The 18,272-nt window shown below is 64.3% G+C and carries 17 protein-coding genes; 6 read left to right on the forward strand and 11 right to left on the reverse strand.

Annotated elements, in window-relative coordinates; all coding sequences use genetic code 11:
• Positions 1-15: 15 nt before the first annotated feature.
• Positions 16-2,508: a DNA ligase D gene (gene ligD / locus CAG44_RS17235; protein ID WP_085692590.1), complete on the reverse strand. Its 2,493-nt coding sequence runs from the start codon at positions 2,506-2,508 to the stop codon at positions 16-18.
• A 128-nt stretch (positions 2,509-2,636) separates the two neighbouring features.
• On the opposite strand from ligD, the gene CAG44_RS17240 reads away from it, so the two are divergent.
• Positions 2,637-3,101: a phosphotransferase system, HPr-related protein gene (locus CAG44_RS17240; protein WP_084785182.1), complete on the forward strand. Its 465-nt coding sequence runs from the start codon at positions 2,637-2,639 to the stop codon at positions 3,099-3,101.
• Positions 3,098-3,322, forward strand: coding sequence for a metallothionein (locus tag CAG44_RS17245; RefSeq protein WP_025339091.1), 225 nt, complete (start codon positions 3,098-3,100; stop codon positions 3,320-3,322). Before CAG44_RS17240 ends, CAG44_RS17245 begins: the two co-directional genes overlap by 4 nt.
• Before the next feature lie 333 nt (positions 3,323-3,655).
• Here the strand turns inward: CAG44_RS17245 and CAG44_RS17250 are convergent, their stop codons facing one another.
• The 5 genes from CAG44_RS17250 to CAG44_RS17270 are packed head-to-tail and all read right to left on the reverse strand — an operon-like array spanning position 3,656 to position 7,964.
• Positions 3,656-4,084: a hypothetical protein gene (locus CAG44_RS17250; protein WP_025339092.1), complete on the reverse strand. Its 429-nt coding sequence runs from the start codon at positions 4,082-4,084 to the stop codon at positions 3,656-3,658.
• Between the two features lie 34 nt (positions 4,085-4,118).
• Entirely contained in the window at positions 4,119-5,066 is a 948-nt protein-coding gene (locus CAG44_RS17255; RefSeq protein WP_025339093.1) for a lysylphosphatidylglycerol synthase domain-containing protein, read from the reverse strand.
• Complete coding sequence (clsB, locus tag CAG44_RS17260) at positions 5,066-6,268, reverse strand: cardiolipin synthase ClsB (protein WP_085589671.1); 1,203 nt, start codon at positions 6,266-6,268, stop codon at positions 5,066-5,068. Before clsB ends, CAG44_RS17255 begins: the two co-directional genes overlap by 1 nt.
• Positions 6,265-7,050 carry an endonuclease/exonuclease/phosphatase family protein gene (locus tag CAG44_RS17265; protein WP_085692591.1) on the reverse strand — a complete coding sequence of 262 codons (786 nt, stop codon included), beginning with the start codon at positions 7,048-7,050 and terminating at the stop codon, positions 6,265-6,267. Before CAG44_RS17265 ends, clsB begins: the two co-directional genes overlap by 4 nt.
• Entirely contained in the window at positions 7,047-7,964 is a 918-nt protein-coding gene (locus tag CAG44_RS17270) for a DUF72 domain-containing protein (RefSeq protein WP_085692592.1), read from the reverse strand. Before CAG44_RS17270 ends, CAG44_RS17265 begins: the two co-directional genes overlap by 4 nt.
• Before the next feature lie 166 nt (positions 7,965-8,130).
• Here CAG44_RS17270 and CAG44_RS17275 point away from each other — a divergent pair, with 166 nt between their 5' ends.
• The gene (locus tag CAG44_RS17275; protein WP_025339097.1) at positions 8,131-8,505 is read left to right on the forward strand and encodes a low affinity iron permease family protein; all 375 of its coding nucleotides are present in this window, start codon (positions 8,131-8,133) and stop codon (positions 8,503-8,505) included.
• Positions 8,506-8,527: 22 nt separating this feature from the next.
• A complete protein-coding gene (locus CAG44_RS17280; protein ID WP_025339098.1) occupies positions 8,528-9,079 on the forward strand; it encodes an ATP-dependent Clp protease proteolytic subunit in 552 nt (183 codons plus the stop codon).
• Between the two features lie 166 nt (positions 9,080-9,245).
• Here the strand turns inward: CAG44_RS17280 and CAG44_RS17285 are convergent, their stop codons facing one another.
• Both CAG44_RS17285 and CAG44_RS17290 read right to left on the reverse strand, forming a co-directional pair.
• Entirely contained in the window at positions 9,246-9,644 is a 399-nt protein-coding gene (locus CAG44_RS17285; RefSeq protein ID WP_025339099.1) for an NUDIX hydrolase, read from the reverse strand.
• Positions 9,645-9,725: 81 nt separating this feature from the next.
• Positions 9,726-13,508, reverse strand: coding sequence for a CheR family methyltransferase (locus CAG44_RS17290; protein ID WP_085692593.1), 3,783 nt, complete (start codon positions 13,506-13,508; stop codon positions 9,726-9,728).
• A gap of 275 nt (positions 13,509-13,783) precedes the next feature.
• On the opposite strand from CAG44_RS17290, the gene CAG44_RS17295 reads away from it, so the two are divergent.
• The gene (locus CAG44_RS17295; RefSeq protein ID WP_003259459.1) at positions 13,784-13,993 is read left to right on the forward strand and encodes a general stress protein; all 210 of its coding nucleotides are present in this window, start codon (positions 13,784-13,786) and stop codon (positions 13,991-13,993) included.
• Between the two features lie 169 nt (positions 13,994-14,162).
• Positions 14,163-14,420, forward strand: a complete 258-nt coding sequence (locus tag CAG44_RS17300) for a DUF6555 family protein (RefSeq protein WP_025339101.1) — start codon at positions 14,163-14,165, stop codon at positions 14,418-14,420.
• Positions 14,421-14,619: 199 nt separating this feature from the next.
• Here the strand turns inward: CAG44_RS17300 and CAG44_RS28835 are convergent, their stop codons facing one another.
• The 3 genes from CAG44_RS28835 to CAG44_RS17310 form a co-directional block, all read right to left on the reverse strand.
• The gene (locus CAG44_RS28835; protein ID WP_155951620.1) at positions 14,620-14,790 is read right to left on the reverse strand and encodes a hypothetical protein; all 171 of its coding nucleotides are present in this window, start codon (positions 14,788-14,790) and stop codon (positions 14,620-14,622) included.
• A gap of 156 nt (positions 14,791-14,946) precedes the next feature.
• Positions 14,947-16,998, reverse strand: a complete 2,052-nt coding sequence (paaZ, locus tag CAG44_RS17305; RefSeq protein ID WP_025339102.1) for a phenylacetic acid degradation bifunctional protein PaaZ — start codon at positions 16,996-16,998, stop codon at positions 14,947-14,949.
• A gap of 29 nt (positions 16,999-17,027) precedes the next feature.
• The gene (locus CAG44_RS17310; protein WP_031324467.1) at positions 17,028-18,260 is read right to left on the reverse strand and encodes an OprD family porin; all 1,233 of its coding nucleotides are present in this window, start codon (positions 18,258-18,260) and stop codon (positions 17,028-17,030) included.
• Between the last annotated feature and the right edge of the window lie 12 nt (positions 18,261-18,272).

Below are 18,272 nucleotides of genomic sequence, written 5' to 3' on the forward strand. Positions count from 1 at the left end.
GCAGGCAAGCCGTCATCAGGCCAGCCCCAGCTGCTTGCGCATGCCCACGGTGATCGATTGCCTTGTCTTGCCATACTCCGCCCAGGGGTCGTCCACCTCGCCCAGGCGTTCAAGCACGTTGCCGATGTTCCACTGGTTGGCGCCCTTGAGTTGCGGCAGTTCCTCGCGCCAGATCGGCACGGATACCGGCAGGCCTTCGCGGGCGCGCAGGGTAAAGGCGCAGGCGGTGGTCGCGCCCTTGCCGTTGCGCAGGTAGTCGATGAAGATGCGCCCGATGCGATTCTTGGGCCCGGACACGGCGCTGAGCCTGTCGGGGAACAGCCTGGCCAGGTAATCGACGATGCCGTGGCTGAAAGCCTTGACTTCATCCCAGTTGGCCCGCCGGGTCAGGGGCACGACCAGGTGCATGCCTTTGCCGCCACTGGTCTTTAGAAACACCTTCAAGCCCAGTTCATCCAGCAGCGTCAGGGCCAGTTGAGTGGCTTCGAGCATGGCCTTCCACGGCAGCGCCGGGTCCGGGTCGAGGTCGAGGACGAAGCGGTCGGGCTTGTCGAAGTCCTTGTCGGTGGCGTTCCAGGTGTGCAGCTCGATCATGTTCATCTGCACGGCACCCAGCAAGGTGTCGGCGCGGTTGACGACCATTGCCGCCTGGCCGGCCTCGGCCTTGTCGTAGCTGAGCACGTTGGGCAGATGCAGTTGGCCGGCGTTCTTCTGGAAGAACAGCTCCCCGGCCAGGCCGTCCGGCGCGCGCACCAGCGCCACCGGGCGGTGCTCGAGCTGGGGCAGTATCCACTGGCTGACGGCGGCGTAGTACTCGGCGACCTCACGCTTGGTAACGCCGCTGGTGGCGTCGACCACTCGCTCGGGGTGGGTCAGGCGCAGCTCGCCCAAGGCCTCGGGGGCCTTGCCCTGCTTGCGCTTGGGCAGGGTCTTGGCGGGCATGCTGCGCTCCAGGTCGATGGCGGTAGCCGGTTTGTCATCGCGCAGGCCGTGAAACACCGAGTGGCGCACGATGCCGTCACGGGTCATCTGGGCGTAGGCGACTTCGGCCAGCAGTTGCGGTTTCAGCCAGTGCACGCCCCGGGCTTCGGCCCCGGTGGGCGGGTTGGGCAGGGCCGGCCTGGCGATTTCCAACGGTTTCAGCCGGGCATGAATGCTGGCCAGCGTGGTTGCACTGAAGCCGGTGCCGACCTTGCCGGCATAGCGCAACTCGCCGCAGTCGTTGTCGTGCAAGGCCAGCAGCAGGGCGCCGAAACCGCTGCGGCTGCCTTTGGGGTCGGTGTAGCCGACGATCACGAACTCCTGGCGCAGCTTGCACTTGAGCTTGATCCAGTCGGGGCTGCGGCGGCCGCTGTAGGGGCTGTCGACGCGCTTGCCTATCAGGCCTTCAAGTTGCAGCCGGCAGGCGCTGTCGAGCAGGGATTCGACGGGCTGGTCAAAGTCGGCGGAGTACTTGAGTACGTCCGATTCGTTGTGTTCCAGCAACTGCTGCAAAGTGTTGCGCCGGTCCTGCAGCGGTAACTGACGCAGGTCCTGGCCGCCCAGGAAGGGCAAATCGAACAGGTAATAGGTGATGTGCTCGTCATGCTCGGTGTCGAAAGCGTTCTGCAGCGCCTGGAAGTCCGCCGCGCCGTATTCGCCGGCCACCACCACCTCGCCATCGAGCCAGGCCGAATCGAGGCCCAGCGCACGCAAGGCGGCAACCTGCCTGGGCATCTTGCCGCTCCAGTCATGGCCATTGCGGGTGAACAGGCGCACGTCATCACCGTCGATGCGGGCAAGGATGCGGTAACCGTCGAACTTGACCTCGTAGCGCCAGTCGCCACTGGGCGGGGAGTCGACCAAGGTCGCCAGTTGTGGCTGCAGCTGTGCCGGCAACGGCACCTTCCGGCCTTTGCTGGCGCTTTTGCGACGTGGCGCGGCGGCCTTTTTTGCTGCCGGCTTGCGCGGCACCAGCGTGCGGTCGCTGAGCACGCTGTCGGGCTGGGCGTCGACGATGCTGTAGTCGGCTTCGCTGCGCGCCTGGCTGTCGTGCGACTTGACCAGCATCCACTGCTCCTTCTTGCCGGCCAGGTGGGTGCGGAACAGGTTCCATACACCGCCGAGCTTTTCGCCTTGCAGGCGAAAACGCAGCTTGCCCTTGGCATAGGCCTCACGCGCATCGCCTTCGGGCTCCCAGATGCCCCGGTCCCACACGATCACGTCGCCCGCGCCGTAATGGCCTTCGGGGATATGGCCTTCGAAGTCGGCGTAGTCCAGCGGGTGGTCCTCCACGTGCACGGCCAGGCGCCGCACCTTGGGGTCCAGCGACGGCCCTTTGGGGATGGCCCAACTTTTCAGCGTGCCATCGAGCTCCAGGCGGAAGTCGTAGTGCAGGTGGCTGGCATCGTGCTTCTGGATGCAGAACTGCAGCGCATGGGCCCGCTTGCCACGGCTGCGCTTGCCGCTGGGCTCGGGCGTGGCATTGAAGTCGCGCTTGCGCGCATATTCCTGCAGGGGCTTGGCCATGGCGGGCTCCGGGCGGTTCGCAGTCTCTAATCTCGGAGGCAGCGGCCCGGGCGGTAGTTCAAAAAAACTCTGAATCTTCCAGCAGCTCGTGCAGTCGACCGAATGAAGCCACCTGACGGAGAACGCACATGGCCCGAGCAGATGAACCGAAGCCGTATACCCCCACTGAAATCGACGACACCGAAGACCGCATGGGCAGCGTGCATGAACTGGACTTCGACGAGCGCCTGGATGAACGCGAGGGGCGTGTGGGTGACGAGCGACCGGCCGCGGACGTGGCCCGCGAGTTCCCGCCGCGGCGCGTGGCCGAAAGCGGCATGACCGGCGGCGAGGCGTTGAGCGACAGCCTGCACGAGGACAACGTCACCTACGACGACCTGAGCCCGGACACCTTGCTGGATGAAACCGGCGCCCGTGACCCGCACGAACCCGGTGGCAGCGGCGGCCCTGCAGACAAGACCCTGAGGCGGGTAGAGGCCAACGAGATTGGCGGCGGCATAGGCCTGGACGAAGCCGAACTGGCCCGCTCCGCGCCGCTTGATGGCGAACCGTGGAGCGATGATGTGATCGATGACGAGGAGAGCAAGCCATGAACGAGGTACGTTGTGCCTGTGCGCATTGTTCCTGCACCGTGGATGCCAATGCCTTGCAGCTCGAAGGCAAGGTGTATTGCTGCGAGGCCTGTGCCAGCGGGCATCGCAATGGCGAGCCGTGCCGGATGCCGGACTGCCACTGTGGTGAAAAGACTGGGGAAAGCGCGGTGGACAATGCGCTGGACGAGACTTTTCCGGCGAGTGACCCGATTTCGCCCTGAAGCCTGAGGGGCCCCGCGGCCAGGACATCATTATTTGATGCAACTGTCGTGGATGCCTGTTCTGGCCCTATCGCCGGCAAGCCAGCTCCCACATCGACCGCATTGACCTCAAGGGCTGTGCTGTCGCGCAGATAACTGAATTCGCAAGCGATCCTCGTACCCTGTGGGAGCGGCTTTAGCCGCGAAGAATCCAACGCGGTGCATGGCACCGGCTGCGCCGGTGTTCGCGGCTAAAGCCGCTCCCACAGGGTCCCTGCTAATTCAATGAGTTATGTGCAGTTCTATGAGAACTGGCTTGCCGGCGATAGGGCCAGAGCAGGCAATACAGTTGGCTCAGTGAGTCTGCCAGATACCGTTGCTACGCTCGCAATCGGTGCGGGCCTGGCCCAGGCTGGGGGTGTCGTAGTAGTAGGTGATCACCCGCGCATCCTTGGGCAACGCCGGCTTGTCACCGCCAGCTGCCTTGGGGTTGGCCAATGCCTCCTGGGTCAACGGCGCGATGCAACTGCCGACGCTGCCATCCGCACAACGCGCGACCTTGTGCTTTTCGCTGTTGAGCATGTCCTTGCTCTCGTTGCTGCATGACCAGTTGATCGCTTCGGCGGGCAGGTTGCTGTAGCTGTAGCAGCTGTGCCGCTCCACCGGCGTTACCGCCTCGCTGGAGGAGCGGGTGAGCACATTGCAGGCTTCGGCCAGGGCCTGGCCGCTGACCAGGCTCGCCACCATCAGTATCAACATCGGCTTCAAGACAGCGCCACGCATTTGCCACCTCCCGGGCCAGTGGCCCTCGATAGGTCTAGGCAGGCTTGTCGCGCCGGCGCATGGCCTTGGCGCGTTTCTCCAGGATCAGGTAGGTCAGCACCGCCAGCAACAGCGGCACCAGGTAGTACAGCGTGCGGTAACCCAGCAGGGCCGCCACCAGTGTGCCTTGGGCAAGCTGCCCATGCAGCAGGGCCAGGAACACCGTTTCCAGCACACCCAGCCCGGCCGGGATATGCGCGACCACACCAGCCACGCAACTGATCAGCAGGATGCCTAGTATCGACGGGTAGAAGGCTTCGCCAGGCAGCAACCAGAAGATCAGCAGTGCCATCAGCGCCCAGTTGCTGGCACCCAGTACCACCTGGCACAGCGCCAGGCGCAGCGACGGCAGCGTTACCTCATGGTCACGCCAGCGCCAGGTGCGCTTTTTGGCGAAACCACAGGCCAGCAGGTAGCCTGCGGCAATCGCCAGCAATACCACGCCGATCAGTTGCAGACCGCTGGCGCCGACCGCCCAGTTGGCGGGCAGCTCGACCAGGCGCAAGGCGAACACTGTGCCAGCCAGCAGCATGTAGCCCATCCAGTTGGTCAGCAGGCCCAGGGTGAGGATGCGCGTGATGGTCGCCGTGTCCAGGCCCAGGCGGCTGTAGAGCCGGTAGCGCAAGGCAACGCCACCCACCCAGGTGGTGAAATTGAGGTTGAAGGCATAGCACACGAAGGCAACCGGCAACACTTGGCGGGCCGGCAGGTGGTGGCCGGTGTAGGCCCGGGCCAGCAGGTCGTAGCTGGCGAACGTCAGGTAGCTGCACCCGGCCAGCACCAGGCCGATGGCCAGGGTGCCAGGCTTGTAGGCCAGCAACGACTGGCGCACTTCGTTCCAGTCCAGGTTGCGCGCCAGCAGGTACAACAGCGCAGGGATCAGGATCAGGAATGCCAGGGTGAACAGCCGCTTGCCCCAGATTTGCCAGTGTTTTCGCGCCATCAGGTCTTGCCCTCGTGATAGTCAACCTGTGCCTCGGCCTCCGGCTGCACCGAGCGCAGGTGCTGACGGTGCGCCGGGAACCAACCGGCAATCCGCGGGAAATGGCGGATCACGTGGAAACACACGAAAATCAGCGGTGCCCGCCACCAGTAGCCGCGAACCATGCGTTCTAGGGTGACCGGCTTGCATTGTTCGCGGGCCAGCGCCTGCAGGTGCTGGTTGAGCTGCTGGTTGAAGGCGCGGTCACGGATGAACAGGTTGGCTTCAAGGTTGAACGACAGGCTGAGCGGGTCCAGGTTGCTGGAGCCGACCGTGGCCCACTCATCATCCACCAGCGCCACCTTGCCGTGCAGCGGCCGTTGGCAATACTCGTGAATGGCCACGCCGTCGCGCAGCAGGTAGTTGTACAGCAGTCGCGACAGCGCCCGTACCCAGCGCATGTCTGGCTGGCCCTGCAGGATCAGCCGAACCTCCACGCCGCGCCGGGACGCATTGCGCAATTCACGCATCAGCCGGTAGCCCGGGAAGAAATACGCATTGGCCACCACGATGCGCCGCCGGGCACTGCGAAACGCCTGCAGGTAGTGGGCCTCGATATCGGTGCTGCGCACCTTGTTGTCGCGCTCGACCAGCACGGCGGTGCAGGTACCGGCAGGCTCGGTCAATGGCCTTACCGCGCTGGGCGGCTGCAGCACCGGTGACATCAGGCGCTTGCTGGCGGCATGAACCTGTGCCACCACCGGGCCGACGACCTCCACGGCATAGTCCTGCTTGGCCATGGGGCCAAAGTCGCCCAAATGGTCGGCGCTGTAGTTGATGCCACCAATGAAGGCCCGCTCGCCATCGACCACCACGATCTTGCGGTGCAGGCGCCGGAACAGGTTGGTGCGCATGCCCACCAGCCGCGGCTGCGGGTCGAAGGCGTGGAAACTGACTCCGGCATCGGTCATGGCCGCAATGAAAGAGTCGGGCAGGTCGGCCGTGCCGTACCCATCCACGGCCACTTCGACACGCACGCCGCGGCGGGCGGCATCGATCAGCACCTGCTGCAATTGCTGGCCAACCTTGTCATCGAAGATGATGAAGGTCTCCAGCAGGATTTCCTCCCGTGCCTGGCTCATGGCCTCGAACACGCGGGGGTAGTATTGCTCGCCATTGATCAGCAACTGCACGCTGTTGCCGTCTACCCAGGGTCGGTTCACAGTTTGATCTCCGAAGCCAGAGGGGCGTGGTCGGAAAGGTGCGACCACGGGTACTTGGACAGCACCTGGGCCGTGCCGGGCATGGCGTTGCGCAGGTAGATGCGGTCCAGGCGCAACAACGGCAGGCGCGCCGGGAAACTGCGTGCCGGGGTGCCGAAATGCTCGCCGAACGCTTCCACCAGGTGTTCGCACAGCACCGCATCGGCCTTCAGCCGCCAATCGTTGAAATCGCCGGCAACGATCACCGGGGCCTTGGGCGGCAGGCTGCCTAGCAGGTCCAGCAGCAGCTTCACCTGGCGTTGCCGGTGGGCCTCGCGCAGGCCCAGGTGCACGCACACCGCATGCACCTGGTCATGGCCAGGCACTTCCAGCTGGCAATGCAACAGGCCGCGCTGCTCGTTGCCCTGCACCGAGACGTCCAGGTTGTCGAAGCGGCTGATGGGGAATTTCGACAGCAGCGCGTTGCCGTGGTCGCCATGGGGGTATACGGCATTGCGGCCGTAGGCGAACTGCGGCCACATGCTGTCGGCCAGGAACTCGTACTGTGGCGTATCCGGCCAGGCCGGGTGGCGCAGGGCATGCTGCTGGTGGCTGCCGTGCACTTCCTGCAGGAACACCAGGTCGGCGCCGGTGGCGCGCACGGCTTCGCGCAACTCGGGCAGGATGAAGCGCCGGTTGAAGAAGGTGAAGCCCTTGTGCACGTTCAACGTCAGTACATTCAGCCGACGCACGGCGGTGATCTTGTCGATGATGCAGTGCGGGGCAGGCAGGGTCCTGTTCACAGGGTCACCTCCGGCACCACGCCAGGCTCGGTCATCAGCTCATGGTCCAGCGACAGCTTCTGCAACAGGCGCCGGGCGTCATAAGGCGCATGGACTTTCTGGTCGTTGTCGAAATAGCAGTAGACGTCACGGGTGGCGCGCCGCGGTGGCGGCCCTGGCACCACCAGCTGGGCATCGTCGGCCTGGCGGCCCTGGCTCCAGTGCTGGATGCGCTGCTTCCAGCGCCGCAGCGCCTGGGCGGTGTAACCACTGCTGTACAGTTCGACATCGCCATGCAGGCGCATGTACACGAAGTCGGCGGTAAGGTCCTCGACATAGGGCCATTTTCCGGCACTGTCGGCCACTACCAGCGCAACACGGTACTTGCGCAGCAGCTTGATGAAGGCTTCGCACAAAAAGCTTTCGTTGCGGATTTCCACCGCGTGGCGCAGCCGTGCGTTGCCCTTGATATCGGTGCTGCCGTTGTCCTTCAGGCGCGGTGCACACCCCTGTGCGCATTCGCGGGCATCCTTGCGGCTGTGCGGCAGCAGTTCGAGAAAACGGGCGAAGCGGGCCTCGTCGAACTTCATGTTCGGCGGAAACTGCCACAGGAACGGGCCCAGCTTCTTGCCGAGCAGCAGCGGCCCGGAGGCGAAGAAATTGGCCACGGCCTCTTCGATGTGCTTGAGCCGCCGTACATGGGTGATGTAACGCGGGGCTTTTACCGCGAACACGAACCCAGGCGGCGTTTCGTCATGCCAGCCCTGGTAGCGTTCGGGTGTTTGCAGGCTGTAGAACGAGCCGTTGATTTCAATGCTGTTGACCGCTCGCGAAGCGAACGCCAGTTCGTTGTCCTGGGGCAGGCCCTTCGGGTAGAAATCCTTGCGCCACGGGCCGTAGCGCCAGCCGGAGATGCCGATGCGGATATCGCTCACGCTGCCTTCCTCATTGCCGGGTCCTTGTTCGGTCACTCTGAAAGTGCGACCGGTCAACAGCGGCCAGGGTTCAGCACGGTTGACCAACGGAAAAGGCTGATGCCGCGTGGAACTTTGCGGCCCGCGACGTTTCCACCGCATACCTGCTACGAGGAAGGGCGCCAGGATGAAATTCGACCGTTTCGCCCAATGGCTGGCCAATTGGGCCGGCCGCCCGCTGACTTTTGGCATCGCCTGCCTGCTGATCCTGATCTGGGCAGTGACCGGGCCGTTGTTCGGCTTCAACGACACCTGGCAACTGGTGATCAACACCTCGACCACCATCATCACCTTCCTCATGGTGTTCCTGATCCAGAACACCCAGAACCGCGACAACGACGAACTGCACATCAAGATCGATGAGCTGTTGCGCACCACCCAACAGGCGCACAAGGCGCTGCTGGACCTTGAAGACATGGACCCGGCCGAGCTGCATGCCCTGCGCAAGCAGTACCGGCAGATGGCCGGGCAGGGTGATGATGCGCAGAAACCCAAGGAATGACCTGCCAACCCTGGAGGCAAGCATGGCCAGACATATCGTCCACTTCACCGGGCCTATCAATTCATCCACCTGCGGCAACCTGATCAACACCTGTTCGCGGGCGTTGCAGCAGGGGGCCGAAGTCCTGCAACTGAACATCGCCACCATGGGCGGCGAGTGCAGCTACGGGTTTACCTTGTACAACTTTCTGCGGGCGTTACCGGTCGAGGTGCATACCCACAACCTCGGCACGGTGGAATCCATGGGCAACATCCTGTTCCTGGCCGGGGATCGGCGCACGGCATGCAGTTACAGCAAGTTCCTGTTCCATCCGTTCCACTGGACCTTGCATGGCTCGGTCGACCACTCCCGCATGGCCGAATATGCGATGAGCCTGGACTATGACCTGCGGCTGTATGCACAGATCGTCGCCGAGCGGACTGAAGGGGCGGACGAGGTGCTGGATGTACCGCGGTATCTGATGGCCTACCCGCGGATACTCGGGCCCCGGGAGGCATTGGCGAACGGGATGATCCATGCCATTGATGAAATGCCGATCGAGGCAGAGGCGTGTCAGTGGAGTGTGCATGCCTAGCGGATTCCTGTGCCGGCCTCTTCGCGGGTGAACCCGCTCCCACAGGTTCAGCACATGCTTCAGACACGGTGGAGCACCTGTGGGGGCTTGCCCGCTCCCACAGGCATTCCACCGAACCTGTGGGAGCGGGCAAGCCCGCGAAAGGGCCGGCACAGGTGTAGAAGGTCTACCTCACTGACGCCGCCGTAGCCCGGTCACAGGCCAGCAAAGAGCGGATCAGCAGCTTGATCTCGTCCTTGAGCATGGGCACCTGGTCCGGGTGAGCGAACCGGCAATCGACAATTTCATGCTGCGCCTTGGGATGCGGGGCGTCGGCGAACTCCGCCTCGAACACATAATGCATGCGCTCTGCCGTTTCATGACGCATCAAGAGGGTCAGCGATTCTGCCTGCAACCCGGTTTCCTCAAGCAATTCACGCTCCGCTGCCTGCACCGGCGTCTCGCCGGGCTCTATCTTGCCGCCGGGCAGGGTCCAGGCGGCGTTGGGCTTTCTCACCCACAACCATTTATGGGTTTGTTTGCCATGCCGGCAGATGATGGTGGCGCGATGCTTGACTGGCTTCATTCAGGCTCCTGGGCGAATCCCTCATTCCATGTAGATTCGGCCCCCGGCAGCAATGAACGTTGCGTTTAAAGCGACCAACGGTCAGTAAGGCACCGAGCCGCTCAGCGCCTCGATGGCCTCCACCAGCTCGTCATAGCCCACCGGCTTGCTCAGGTGCCGGTCGAAGCCCGACTGGCGCGACTTGTACTGGTCGGCGCTGGCGCCATAACCGGTCAGGGCGATGGCCGGGGTATGGCGCAGGTGCACGTAGCCACGCAGGGCCTTGATCAACGCATGGCCGTCCATCACCGGCATGCCGATATCGGACAGGATGATGTCGTATTCCTCACCCGCAGCGGCGTCCAGGGCCTCACGCGGCTTGCTGAAGGCATTGACAGTGGCGCTCTCCATTTCCAGCAGCTCCTGCATTACCGCCAGCACCTCTACGGAGTCATCCACCAGCAATACGCGAATTCCGTTCAGACGGCCCTCGCTCGGCGGCTCCGAGCCCTGCGTACGCTGCTGGGGCTGCGTTTCGCAAAGGGGCAGGGTGACCGTGAAGGTGCAGCCCAGGCCAAGCCCCGCTGATGTGGCGCGGACGGTACCGCCATGTGCCTCGACCAGTTGCCTTACCAGCGACAGGCCGATGCCCAGGCCTTCGCGGCTGTGGCTGGCCTGTTGCGACGTAGCCTGGCTGAACAGGTCGAAGATGTGCTCGAGGCTGTCGTGGCTCAGGCCCACGCCATGGTCGATTACCTGCAGGCGGGCATGGTCCTCGTCGTGGCTCAGCACCAGGCGTATCTCATTGCCCGCCGGGCTGAACTTCAGCGCGTTGTTGAGCAGGTTCCAGATGATCTGCTCCAGGCGGGTAACGTCACCTTCGATCATCACCGGCAGGGTGTCGGCGGGCAGCTCCAGGCGAACCGGGCAGGGGTGTTGCTCGCTCACCACCACATCGTGGATGCCCTGCAGGAGGGCGAGCAGATCCACAGGTTCGGTCTTGAGCTTAAGCTTGCCGGTCCGAATGCGCGCCACATCCAGCAGGTCGTCGATGATCCGCGCCTGGCTGGTTACCGCATCGCAAATGGTACCAACGGCCTTGCTCGCTGCACTTATGTTCCGTAGCGACGGCAGGCGGCGAAGGATTTCGGCATTGAGCTGGATCAGGTTGAGCGGGTGCTTGAGTTCATGGGACATGACGGCGAAGAACTCGTCCTTCATGTGGCTGGTGCTCTGCGACTCGGCCAATTGCTTGCTCAGGCGCTCTTCGCCCAGGCGCACGCGCTCTTCGGCGGCATGGCTGCTGCTGATGTCGATGAAGGTCAGCACCGTGCCGTCGATTTTCTGCTCGCTGGAGCGGTAGGGCAGCAGGCGCGCCAGGTACCAGTGATCGCCCTGGCCGCCGATTTCACGCTCGATGATGGCCTCGCCTTGGGCCACGGCGCGGGCATCGTCGGCCAGCGCGGGGTAATCCAGGCGGTGGGTGATGTCGAGAAGGGAACGGCCGGTATCGACCGGCAGCATGTTGAACAGGTCGGTGGCGCGCGGGGTGAACCAGCGGATATGCAGGTTGCGGTCGACGAACACCGTGGCGATCTCGGTGCAGGCGATCAGGTTGCTGAGGTAGTCGTTGACCTTGTCGGTTTCCTCGACTTTGTTCTTCAGCTCGTAGTTGACCGTGAGCAGTTCCTCGTTGATCGACTGCAGCTCTTCCTTGCTGGTTTCCAGTTCTTCGCTGGCCGAACGCAACTCCTCGTTGATGGCCTGCATCTCTTCGTTGGAAGCCGTCAGCTCCTCGCTGGAGACCTCTGACTGCTCGATGGTTTCCTGCAGTTGCAGGCGAGTGCGCTGCAGTTCGCGTTCGAGGTTTTGCAGCACCATGCTGTCGGTCTGGCGGATGACGCCGGGCAACGGCAGGGACGGGTCGGGCGCGCGTTCCTCGAATACCACCAGCAGGCAATCGCTGGCGCTGAGGTCGTCCTTGTACGGCTGCACGGTGATCTCCACCTGCAGTTTGCCCATGGTTTCCGCCAGGTCGACAGGGCGCGAAGTCACCGCCTCGGTCCCCTGACGCGCCTGGAACAAGGTGCTGCGCAGGGCCAGGCGCAGGGGCGGCAGCACCAGGTTGAGCAGGCTGCGGCTCGGTTCGCCACCGGCCACTTGCAGGAAACGCCCCACGCCTTCACTCATGTGCAGGATATTGCCGTCGATATCGACGATCAGGCTGGGCGGCATGCGGCGCGCCAGGGCGCGGTAGTGCAGGTCGGCGAACGATGGCTTGCGCCCCGGCTTGGCCTTGGCCAGCGTTTCCAGGGGCATGCTGGCGGCAGATGTGCCGGCCAGCTGACGGCCGGAACGGCGGCCGGTATTGCTGGCATCGAGTGCGCGGAAAATGCGATTGCGCTTGTCCACCGGGGCGAACAGTTCACTGGCCATGTCGGCCGACTCGGACGAACCGAGGAACAGGTAGCCACCCGGGCGCAGGGCGAAGTGGAACATCTGCAGGATGTCACGCTGCACTTCGCGGTCCAGGTAGATAAGCAGGTTGCGGCAGACAATCAGGTCGATCTGCGAGAACGGTGGGTCCGACAGCAGGTTATGCCGAGCGAACAGCACCTTCTCGCGAACTTCTTTGCGCACCCGGTAATGCTGGTCTTCCTTGAGGAAGAACTGGCGCAGCCGGCTGGGCGGCACGTCGGTGACGATCGCTTCGGGGTAGGAACCACTGCGGGCGATACCGATGGCGCGTTCGTCCAGGTCGGTGGCGAACACCTGTACCTTGTGCGAGCGCTGCTCCAGTGCCAGCTGCTCGCAAACCAGCATGGCCAGGCTGTACGCCTCTTCGCCGGTGGAGCAGCCGGCCGACCACACGCGTATCTCGTCGGCGCCCTCGGCCGGGTCGCGTTCGCAGACCAGCTGTGGCAACACATGGCGCTCCAGTGCTTCGAACGCTTCGCGGTCGCGGAAGAAATTGGTCACGCCAATCAGCATGTCGGCCAGCAACGCCCGGGATTCCGCGGGGTGCTGTTCCAGGTAATGCAGGTAGGCCGCCAGGTCTGCCTGGCCGGTCACATGCAGGCGGCGCTCGATGCGCCGCAGCACCGTGGCGCGCTTGTAGTGCTGGAAGTCGTGGCCGGTATTGCTGCGCAATTGCAGCAGGATCTCCTCGAGCATCGGCTCGCTGGCCTGGGCATCGCCGACACGGGTGCCCAAGGCCGGTGGCAGGGTGTCGTCCTCGATTTCCGGGAGCCGGACCTGGCGGGCATTGCGCCACAGTTCCAGCAGCTTCTGCGGCATTTCTGCCGCCGGCAGCACCAGGTCGACCATGCCGGTCTCGATGGCGGCGCGGGGCATGCTGTCGTACTGGGCGTCGTCCGGGTTTTGCGCCAAGGTCACGCCGCCTTGCTCCTTGATCCGCGAAAGGCCCACGGCGCCATCAGCACCGGTACCGGACAACACCACGCAGAAGGCGTGGTCCTTGTGCACGTCAGCCAGGTCACGGAAGAACAGGTCGATGGCCACGTGGTCGCCACGGCGCCGGTTGGCCTGGGTCACGCGCAGGTAGCCGTCGTTGGTGGACAGGCGATTGGCCGGTGAAATCACGTAGATGTGGTTGCGCTCGATCGGCACCGGCTCGGTCACCTGGCGCACCGGCATTTGCGTGGTCTCCTGGATGATGCGGTCGGCGACGCTCTGGTGGTCGGGGGACAGGTGCAGGACCACGACGAAGGCCATGCCGCAATCGCTGGGCATTTGCCGGAACAGCGTACAGATCGCTTCCAGGCCGCCTGCCGATGCACCGATGCCCACCACCGGGAAATCCAGGTGGCTGGGGCTGAGCGCCGGGTTCTGGGGCGAGGCAGGTTGCTTGGGGGACGACTTCATGGACGGAGCCTTGTGCAGACCGGAACGTTCCGCCCGTAGCAGCATCATCGGGCGTGTGTGTGGCGGGATTATAGGCCGTCGCCATGTTGTTGAGACCTCCGCAGGCACAGGAAAGTGCGACCCGCCTGCTTCCGTCACGCCAACCTTTTGCCGACCCATGTTTGGTGCCACTGGTCAGTTGCCGGCAAAACCATTGAGCAGACTATGTGATCGGCGGCTCGGAACCAAGGCATGGCAAGCATCCATGCGACCCATCCATCGCAAGGAGAAACCACATGGCGCAGGATCAAGAGCGCACCAGCCAGCGCGGCGGTACCAAGGAAACCAACCCAGGCAATTTCGCCAACGACCGGGAACGGGCCTCCCGTGCGGGGCACAAAGGCGGGCAGGCTTCTGGCGGCAACTTCGCCAATGACCGCCAACGGGCATCGGAGGCCGGTCGAAAGGGCGGCCAGAACAGCCACGGCGGGGGCCGCCAGCAGTAAGTTGAAGGGTTGCTGGACACCCGGTATCCGCAGGTACCGGGTGCCGGCCAGACCCTGCGTAACGAGGCTGCAATAGCCTCTGGTACCTGTTGTTCGACAATTTTTTGAATCTTCTGGCCGTGCCCCGATCAATCAGGGTGTCATCCATGGAGAAGAGGAGGCCCCTGCGATGCCTAGCCCACAGCTGTACATCATCGATTACCAACTGCATGGCCAGCCGCGCAGTTTCATCATTCGTCTGGAGACGCTGGACAATGCCGAGGCCTGGCATTGGGCGAGTTGCGATGCGGGCATCGGCATCATTCCCAAGTTCGGCCGGGAGAAGATCAGGAAAGTCAGCAGGCCGATGGCCGAGCGCTATGGCATTACCGCGGTGAGCTGGCGGGTATCCGGCGGCAAGCCGAACCAGTCTGCGGCGACAATGTGATTCCCGATTGCAAGACCTTGCGCAATCCTTGTATGAACAACTGTCTTGCTCAAAGCACCGCGTCGCCTGCTTCGCGGGCATGCCCGCTCCCACAGGGACACCACCAGCTCAAGGAGTGCGCCATACCTGTGGGAGCGGGCGCGCCCGCGAACACCGGCACAGCCGGTGCCATGCACAGCGTTAGGTACGCGCAGGCCGTCTAGGCACCGGACTCGGGGTCGCTGGCCGGTACGCCCGGGCGGTTTTCTTCGTCATCTGTCACATTGGGGTCGGCATCCGGGTCATCTGCCCGGTCATTGCGCCGGTCCGGCTCGAGCTCTGGCCAGTCATCCTGTGCGCTGCCGCCACCCATGCCAAGCATGTCCTTCATCTCGCAACCCTCGCTCTCGATGAAAAAAAGGCCCGCGATCAGGCGGGCCCAATACAGGAGTGAGAGGCGAAGCCATTGACCACCCCTCATTGAATGAGAGCGGCAACAGCCAGGGGAGGTCGGTTGGATCTCCACCGCCCCTGACCAACGGCACTGTCAGGGCTGTTTCAGCACCAGGGTGAGAATGTCGTAGCTGGCGACCAGCTCGCCCAGCTGGTTGGTCACCTCCACATCCCACGCCACCACGCCCTGGGGCTGGCCCAGCGGGCTGGTCTTGCCCTGGTCGATCTTGCGCTTGCAGGTCAGGCGCGCCTGGATGGTGTCGCCGATGCCCACCGGGTTGATGAAGCGCAGGGTATCCAGGCCGTAGTTGGCAAGTACCGGGCCTGCACCCGGGGAGACGAACAGCCCGGCCGCTGCCGACAACACGAAATAGCCGTGGGCGATGCGCTTGCCGAACTGCGATTGCTTGGCGGCGATCTCGTCGAAGTGCATGTAGAAATGGTCACCCGACAGGCAGCCGAAGTTGACCAGGTCGGCTTCGGTCACGGTGCGCCGGTGGGTGAGCAGCGACTCGCCGATGCGCAACTGCTCGAAATAGCGGCGGAACGGGTGCACTTCGGTTTCGATCACTTCGCCACCGCGCACGTATTCGCCGGTTACCGCCGTTAGCATGCTCGGCGAACCCTGTACAGCGGCACGTTGCAGGTAGTGCTTGACGGCACGCAGGCCACCCAGCTCTTCACCACCACCAGCGCGGCCCGGGCCGCCATGCTTGAGCTGCGGCAATGGCGAGCCATGGCCTGTGGATTCCTTGGCTGCCTCGCTGTCGAGTACCAGCAGGCGGCCATGCCAGGCGGCGGCCACCGGGATGGCCTTGGCTGCCACGCTGCGGTCGGCGGTGACCAGGGTCGCCACCAGGCTGCCTTTGCCCCGCGCGGCCAGCGCCAGGGCTTCATCGAGGTCGTCATAGGCCATCAGCGTGCTGACCGGGCCGAACGCTTCGATATCGTGGGCACCGCCTTCGGCATGCGGGTCACGGGCCTGAAGCAAGGTAGGGGCGAAGAACGCGCCCTCGGCCACACCCTCGCCACGCGGTGCAAAGCCATCGCTGGCGCCGAACAGCTGGTCGCAGCTCTGCAGCAGGCTGCGCACTCGCTCGGCCACATCGTGCTGCTGGTCGTGGGAGGCCAGGGCGCCCATGCGCACGCCTTCCAGCGACGGGTCACCGACCACCACCTTGGCCAGCCGCTCGCGCAGGCGCGTGGCAACGGCGTCGATGTGCCTGGCCGGTACGATGGCGCGGCGGATGGCGGTGCATTTCTGCCCGGCCTTGGTGGTCATTTCGCGGACCACCTCCTTGATGTACAGGTCGAACTCTTCGCTGTCCGGGGTCACGTCCGGGCCGAGGATGGCGCAGTTCAGCGAATCGGCTTCGGCGGTGAACGGCACCGAGTTGCGTACCAGGTTCGGCGTGACGCGCAATTTGGCGGCGGTGTCGGCGGAACCTGTGAAGGTCACCACGTCCTGGCCTTGCAGGCGGTCGAGCAGGTCGCCGGTGCTGCCGATCACCAGTTGCAGGCTGCCTTCGGGCAACAGCCCGGATGCATTCATCAGGCGCACCACGGCCTCGGTCAGGTAGCTGGTCGAGGTCGCCGGCTTGACGATGCACGGCATGCCGGCCAGGAAGGTCGGGGCGAACTTCTCCAGCATGCCCCAGATGGGGAAGTTGAAGGCGTTGATGTGCACTGCCACGCCGGCGCGCGGCACCAGGATGTGGCTGCCGGCGAAATGGCCTTGCTTGCCCAGCGGGATGGCCGGGCCTTCGTGCACCAGGTTGCCTGACGGCAGTTCACGGCTGCCGATGCCCGCATAGGAGAACAGCGTGGCGTTGCCGCCTTCGATGTCGATCCAGCTGTCGGCACGGGTGGCGCCGCTGTGGTGGGACAGGGCATAGAGCTGCTCCTTGCGCTCGGCCAGGTACAGGGCCAATGCCTTAAGGCGGGCAGCGCGTTGCTGGAAGTCCATGGCCATCAGCGCGGCCAGGCCGCGGGCGCGGGCAAAGTCCACGGCTTCGGCGAAGTCCGGGCGTTCTTCGTGGCTGTAGGCCAAGACGTGGCCATCCAGGGCGCTACGCAGGGCCTGGGCGCCGTGCTGGCCAAGCCAGCGGCCGGCGATGAAGCTTTGCAAGGTAGGGGCGGCAGACATGCTGTTCTCCAATGTAGAGGGGGGCGCTGTTACCACAGCGCCACGGTGTAGCCGATGATCAGGCGGTTTTCGTCCACGGCGTTGGTCAGGCCATTGCCGGAACGGAAGGTGACGTTGCGCCAGCGCAGGCTGACGTCCTTGAACGGGCCGCTCTGGATGACATAGGTGATGTCGGTGTCGCGCTCACGCTCACGGCCATTGCTGACAGTGGCGGTTTCGGCGTGGCGGCCATCGGTGTAGCGGGTCATGAAGCTCAGGCCGGGGATACCCATGGCGACGAAGTCGTAGTCGTAGCGCACCTGCCACGAGTCCAGCCCGGCGCGGGTGAAGGTGTTGTAGGTGACCAGGTTGACGGTGAACGGGTCGCCGCCGTTCACGAACGGGAAGGCACTGTCGCCGGACATCTGCTGCCAGGCGGCGGTGAACTTGTGGGCCCGTACGCCGAGGGTGAACATGGCGTTGAAGTTGCGGTTGTCGATGTTGCCGGCACGCTCGGCGCCGTCGTTGCGGCTGTCGAAGTAGCGCAGGTCGGTGCGCAGGCTCAGGCCTTCGCCCAGCGGGCGGGTATCGATCAGGCCGACGAACTGCTGGCGGTAGATGTCCTCGAGCTTGGCGTAGTAGTAGCTGACGCTGGTTTGCGGGGTGATGGCGTAGCTGCCGCCGCCGAAGTCCAGGTGGTCGCTGCTGGCGGCGCCGTAGCCGATGTCGTCGCGGCCCGAGGAATCACGCAGGTTGGCCTTGGTCAGGCGGCCGGCGTTGAAGGTCAGGCCGGCCAGGTCCTGGCTGGTGAGCAGGCCGCCCTGGAAGGTGGAAGCCAGCAGGCGAGTGTCGTTGTACACCACTACCGGCAGGATCGGTTGCAAGGTCCCCAGGCGCAGGGTGCTCTTGGCCACCCGCACCTTGCCGGTGAGGCCCAGTTCGCTGTAGTCATCGACCGGTTCATGGCTGTTCGGGCCGAAAGGCAGCAGGCCGGTATTGCGGCGGTCACGGCTGGAGTCGAGCTTGATGCCCAGTTGGCCCATGGCGTCGACACCAAAGCCGACCGGGCCTTCGGTGAAGCCCGACTCCAGCTTGGCGGTAAAGCCCTGGCCCCATTCCTCGGCCTTGGCCTGCGGTGCGTTGCTCTGGCGGAAGTCGCGGTTCAGGTAGTGGTTGCGCAGCTCCAGCCGGGCGTGGCTGTCGCCGATGAAGTCTGCCATCGCCGGCATCGGCAGGGCGAGGGTCGCCAGCCAGGCGGCCGAAATGAAGTGCGTGCGGTTCATTGTTGTTGTTTT

Origin of the sequence: Pseudomonas sp. B13(2017) (genome assembly GCF_002113245.1) — a bacterium.
GTDB lineage: Bacteria > Pseudomonadota > Gammaproteobacteria > Pseudomonadales > Pseudomonadaceae > Aquipseudomonas > Aquipseudomonas putida_Z.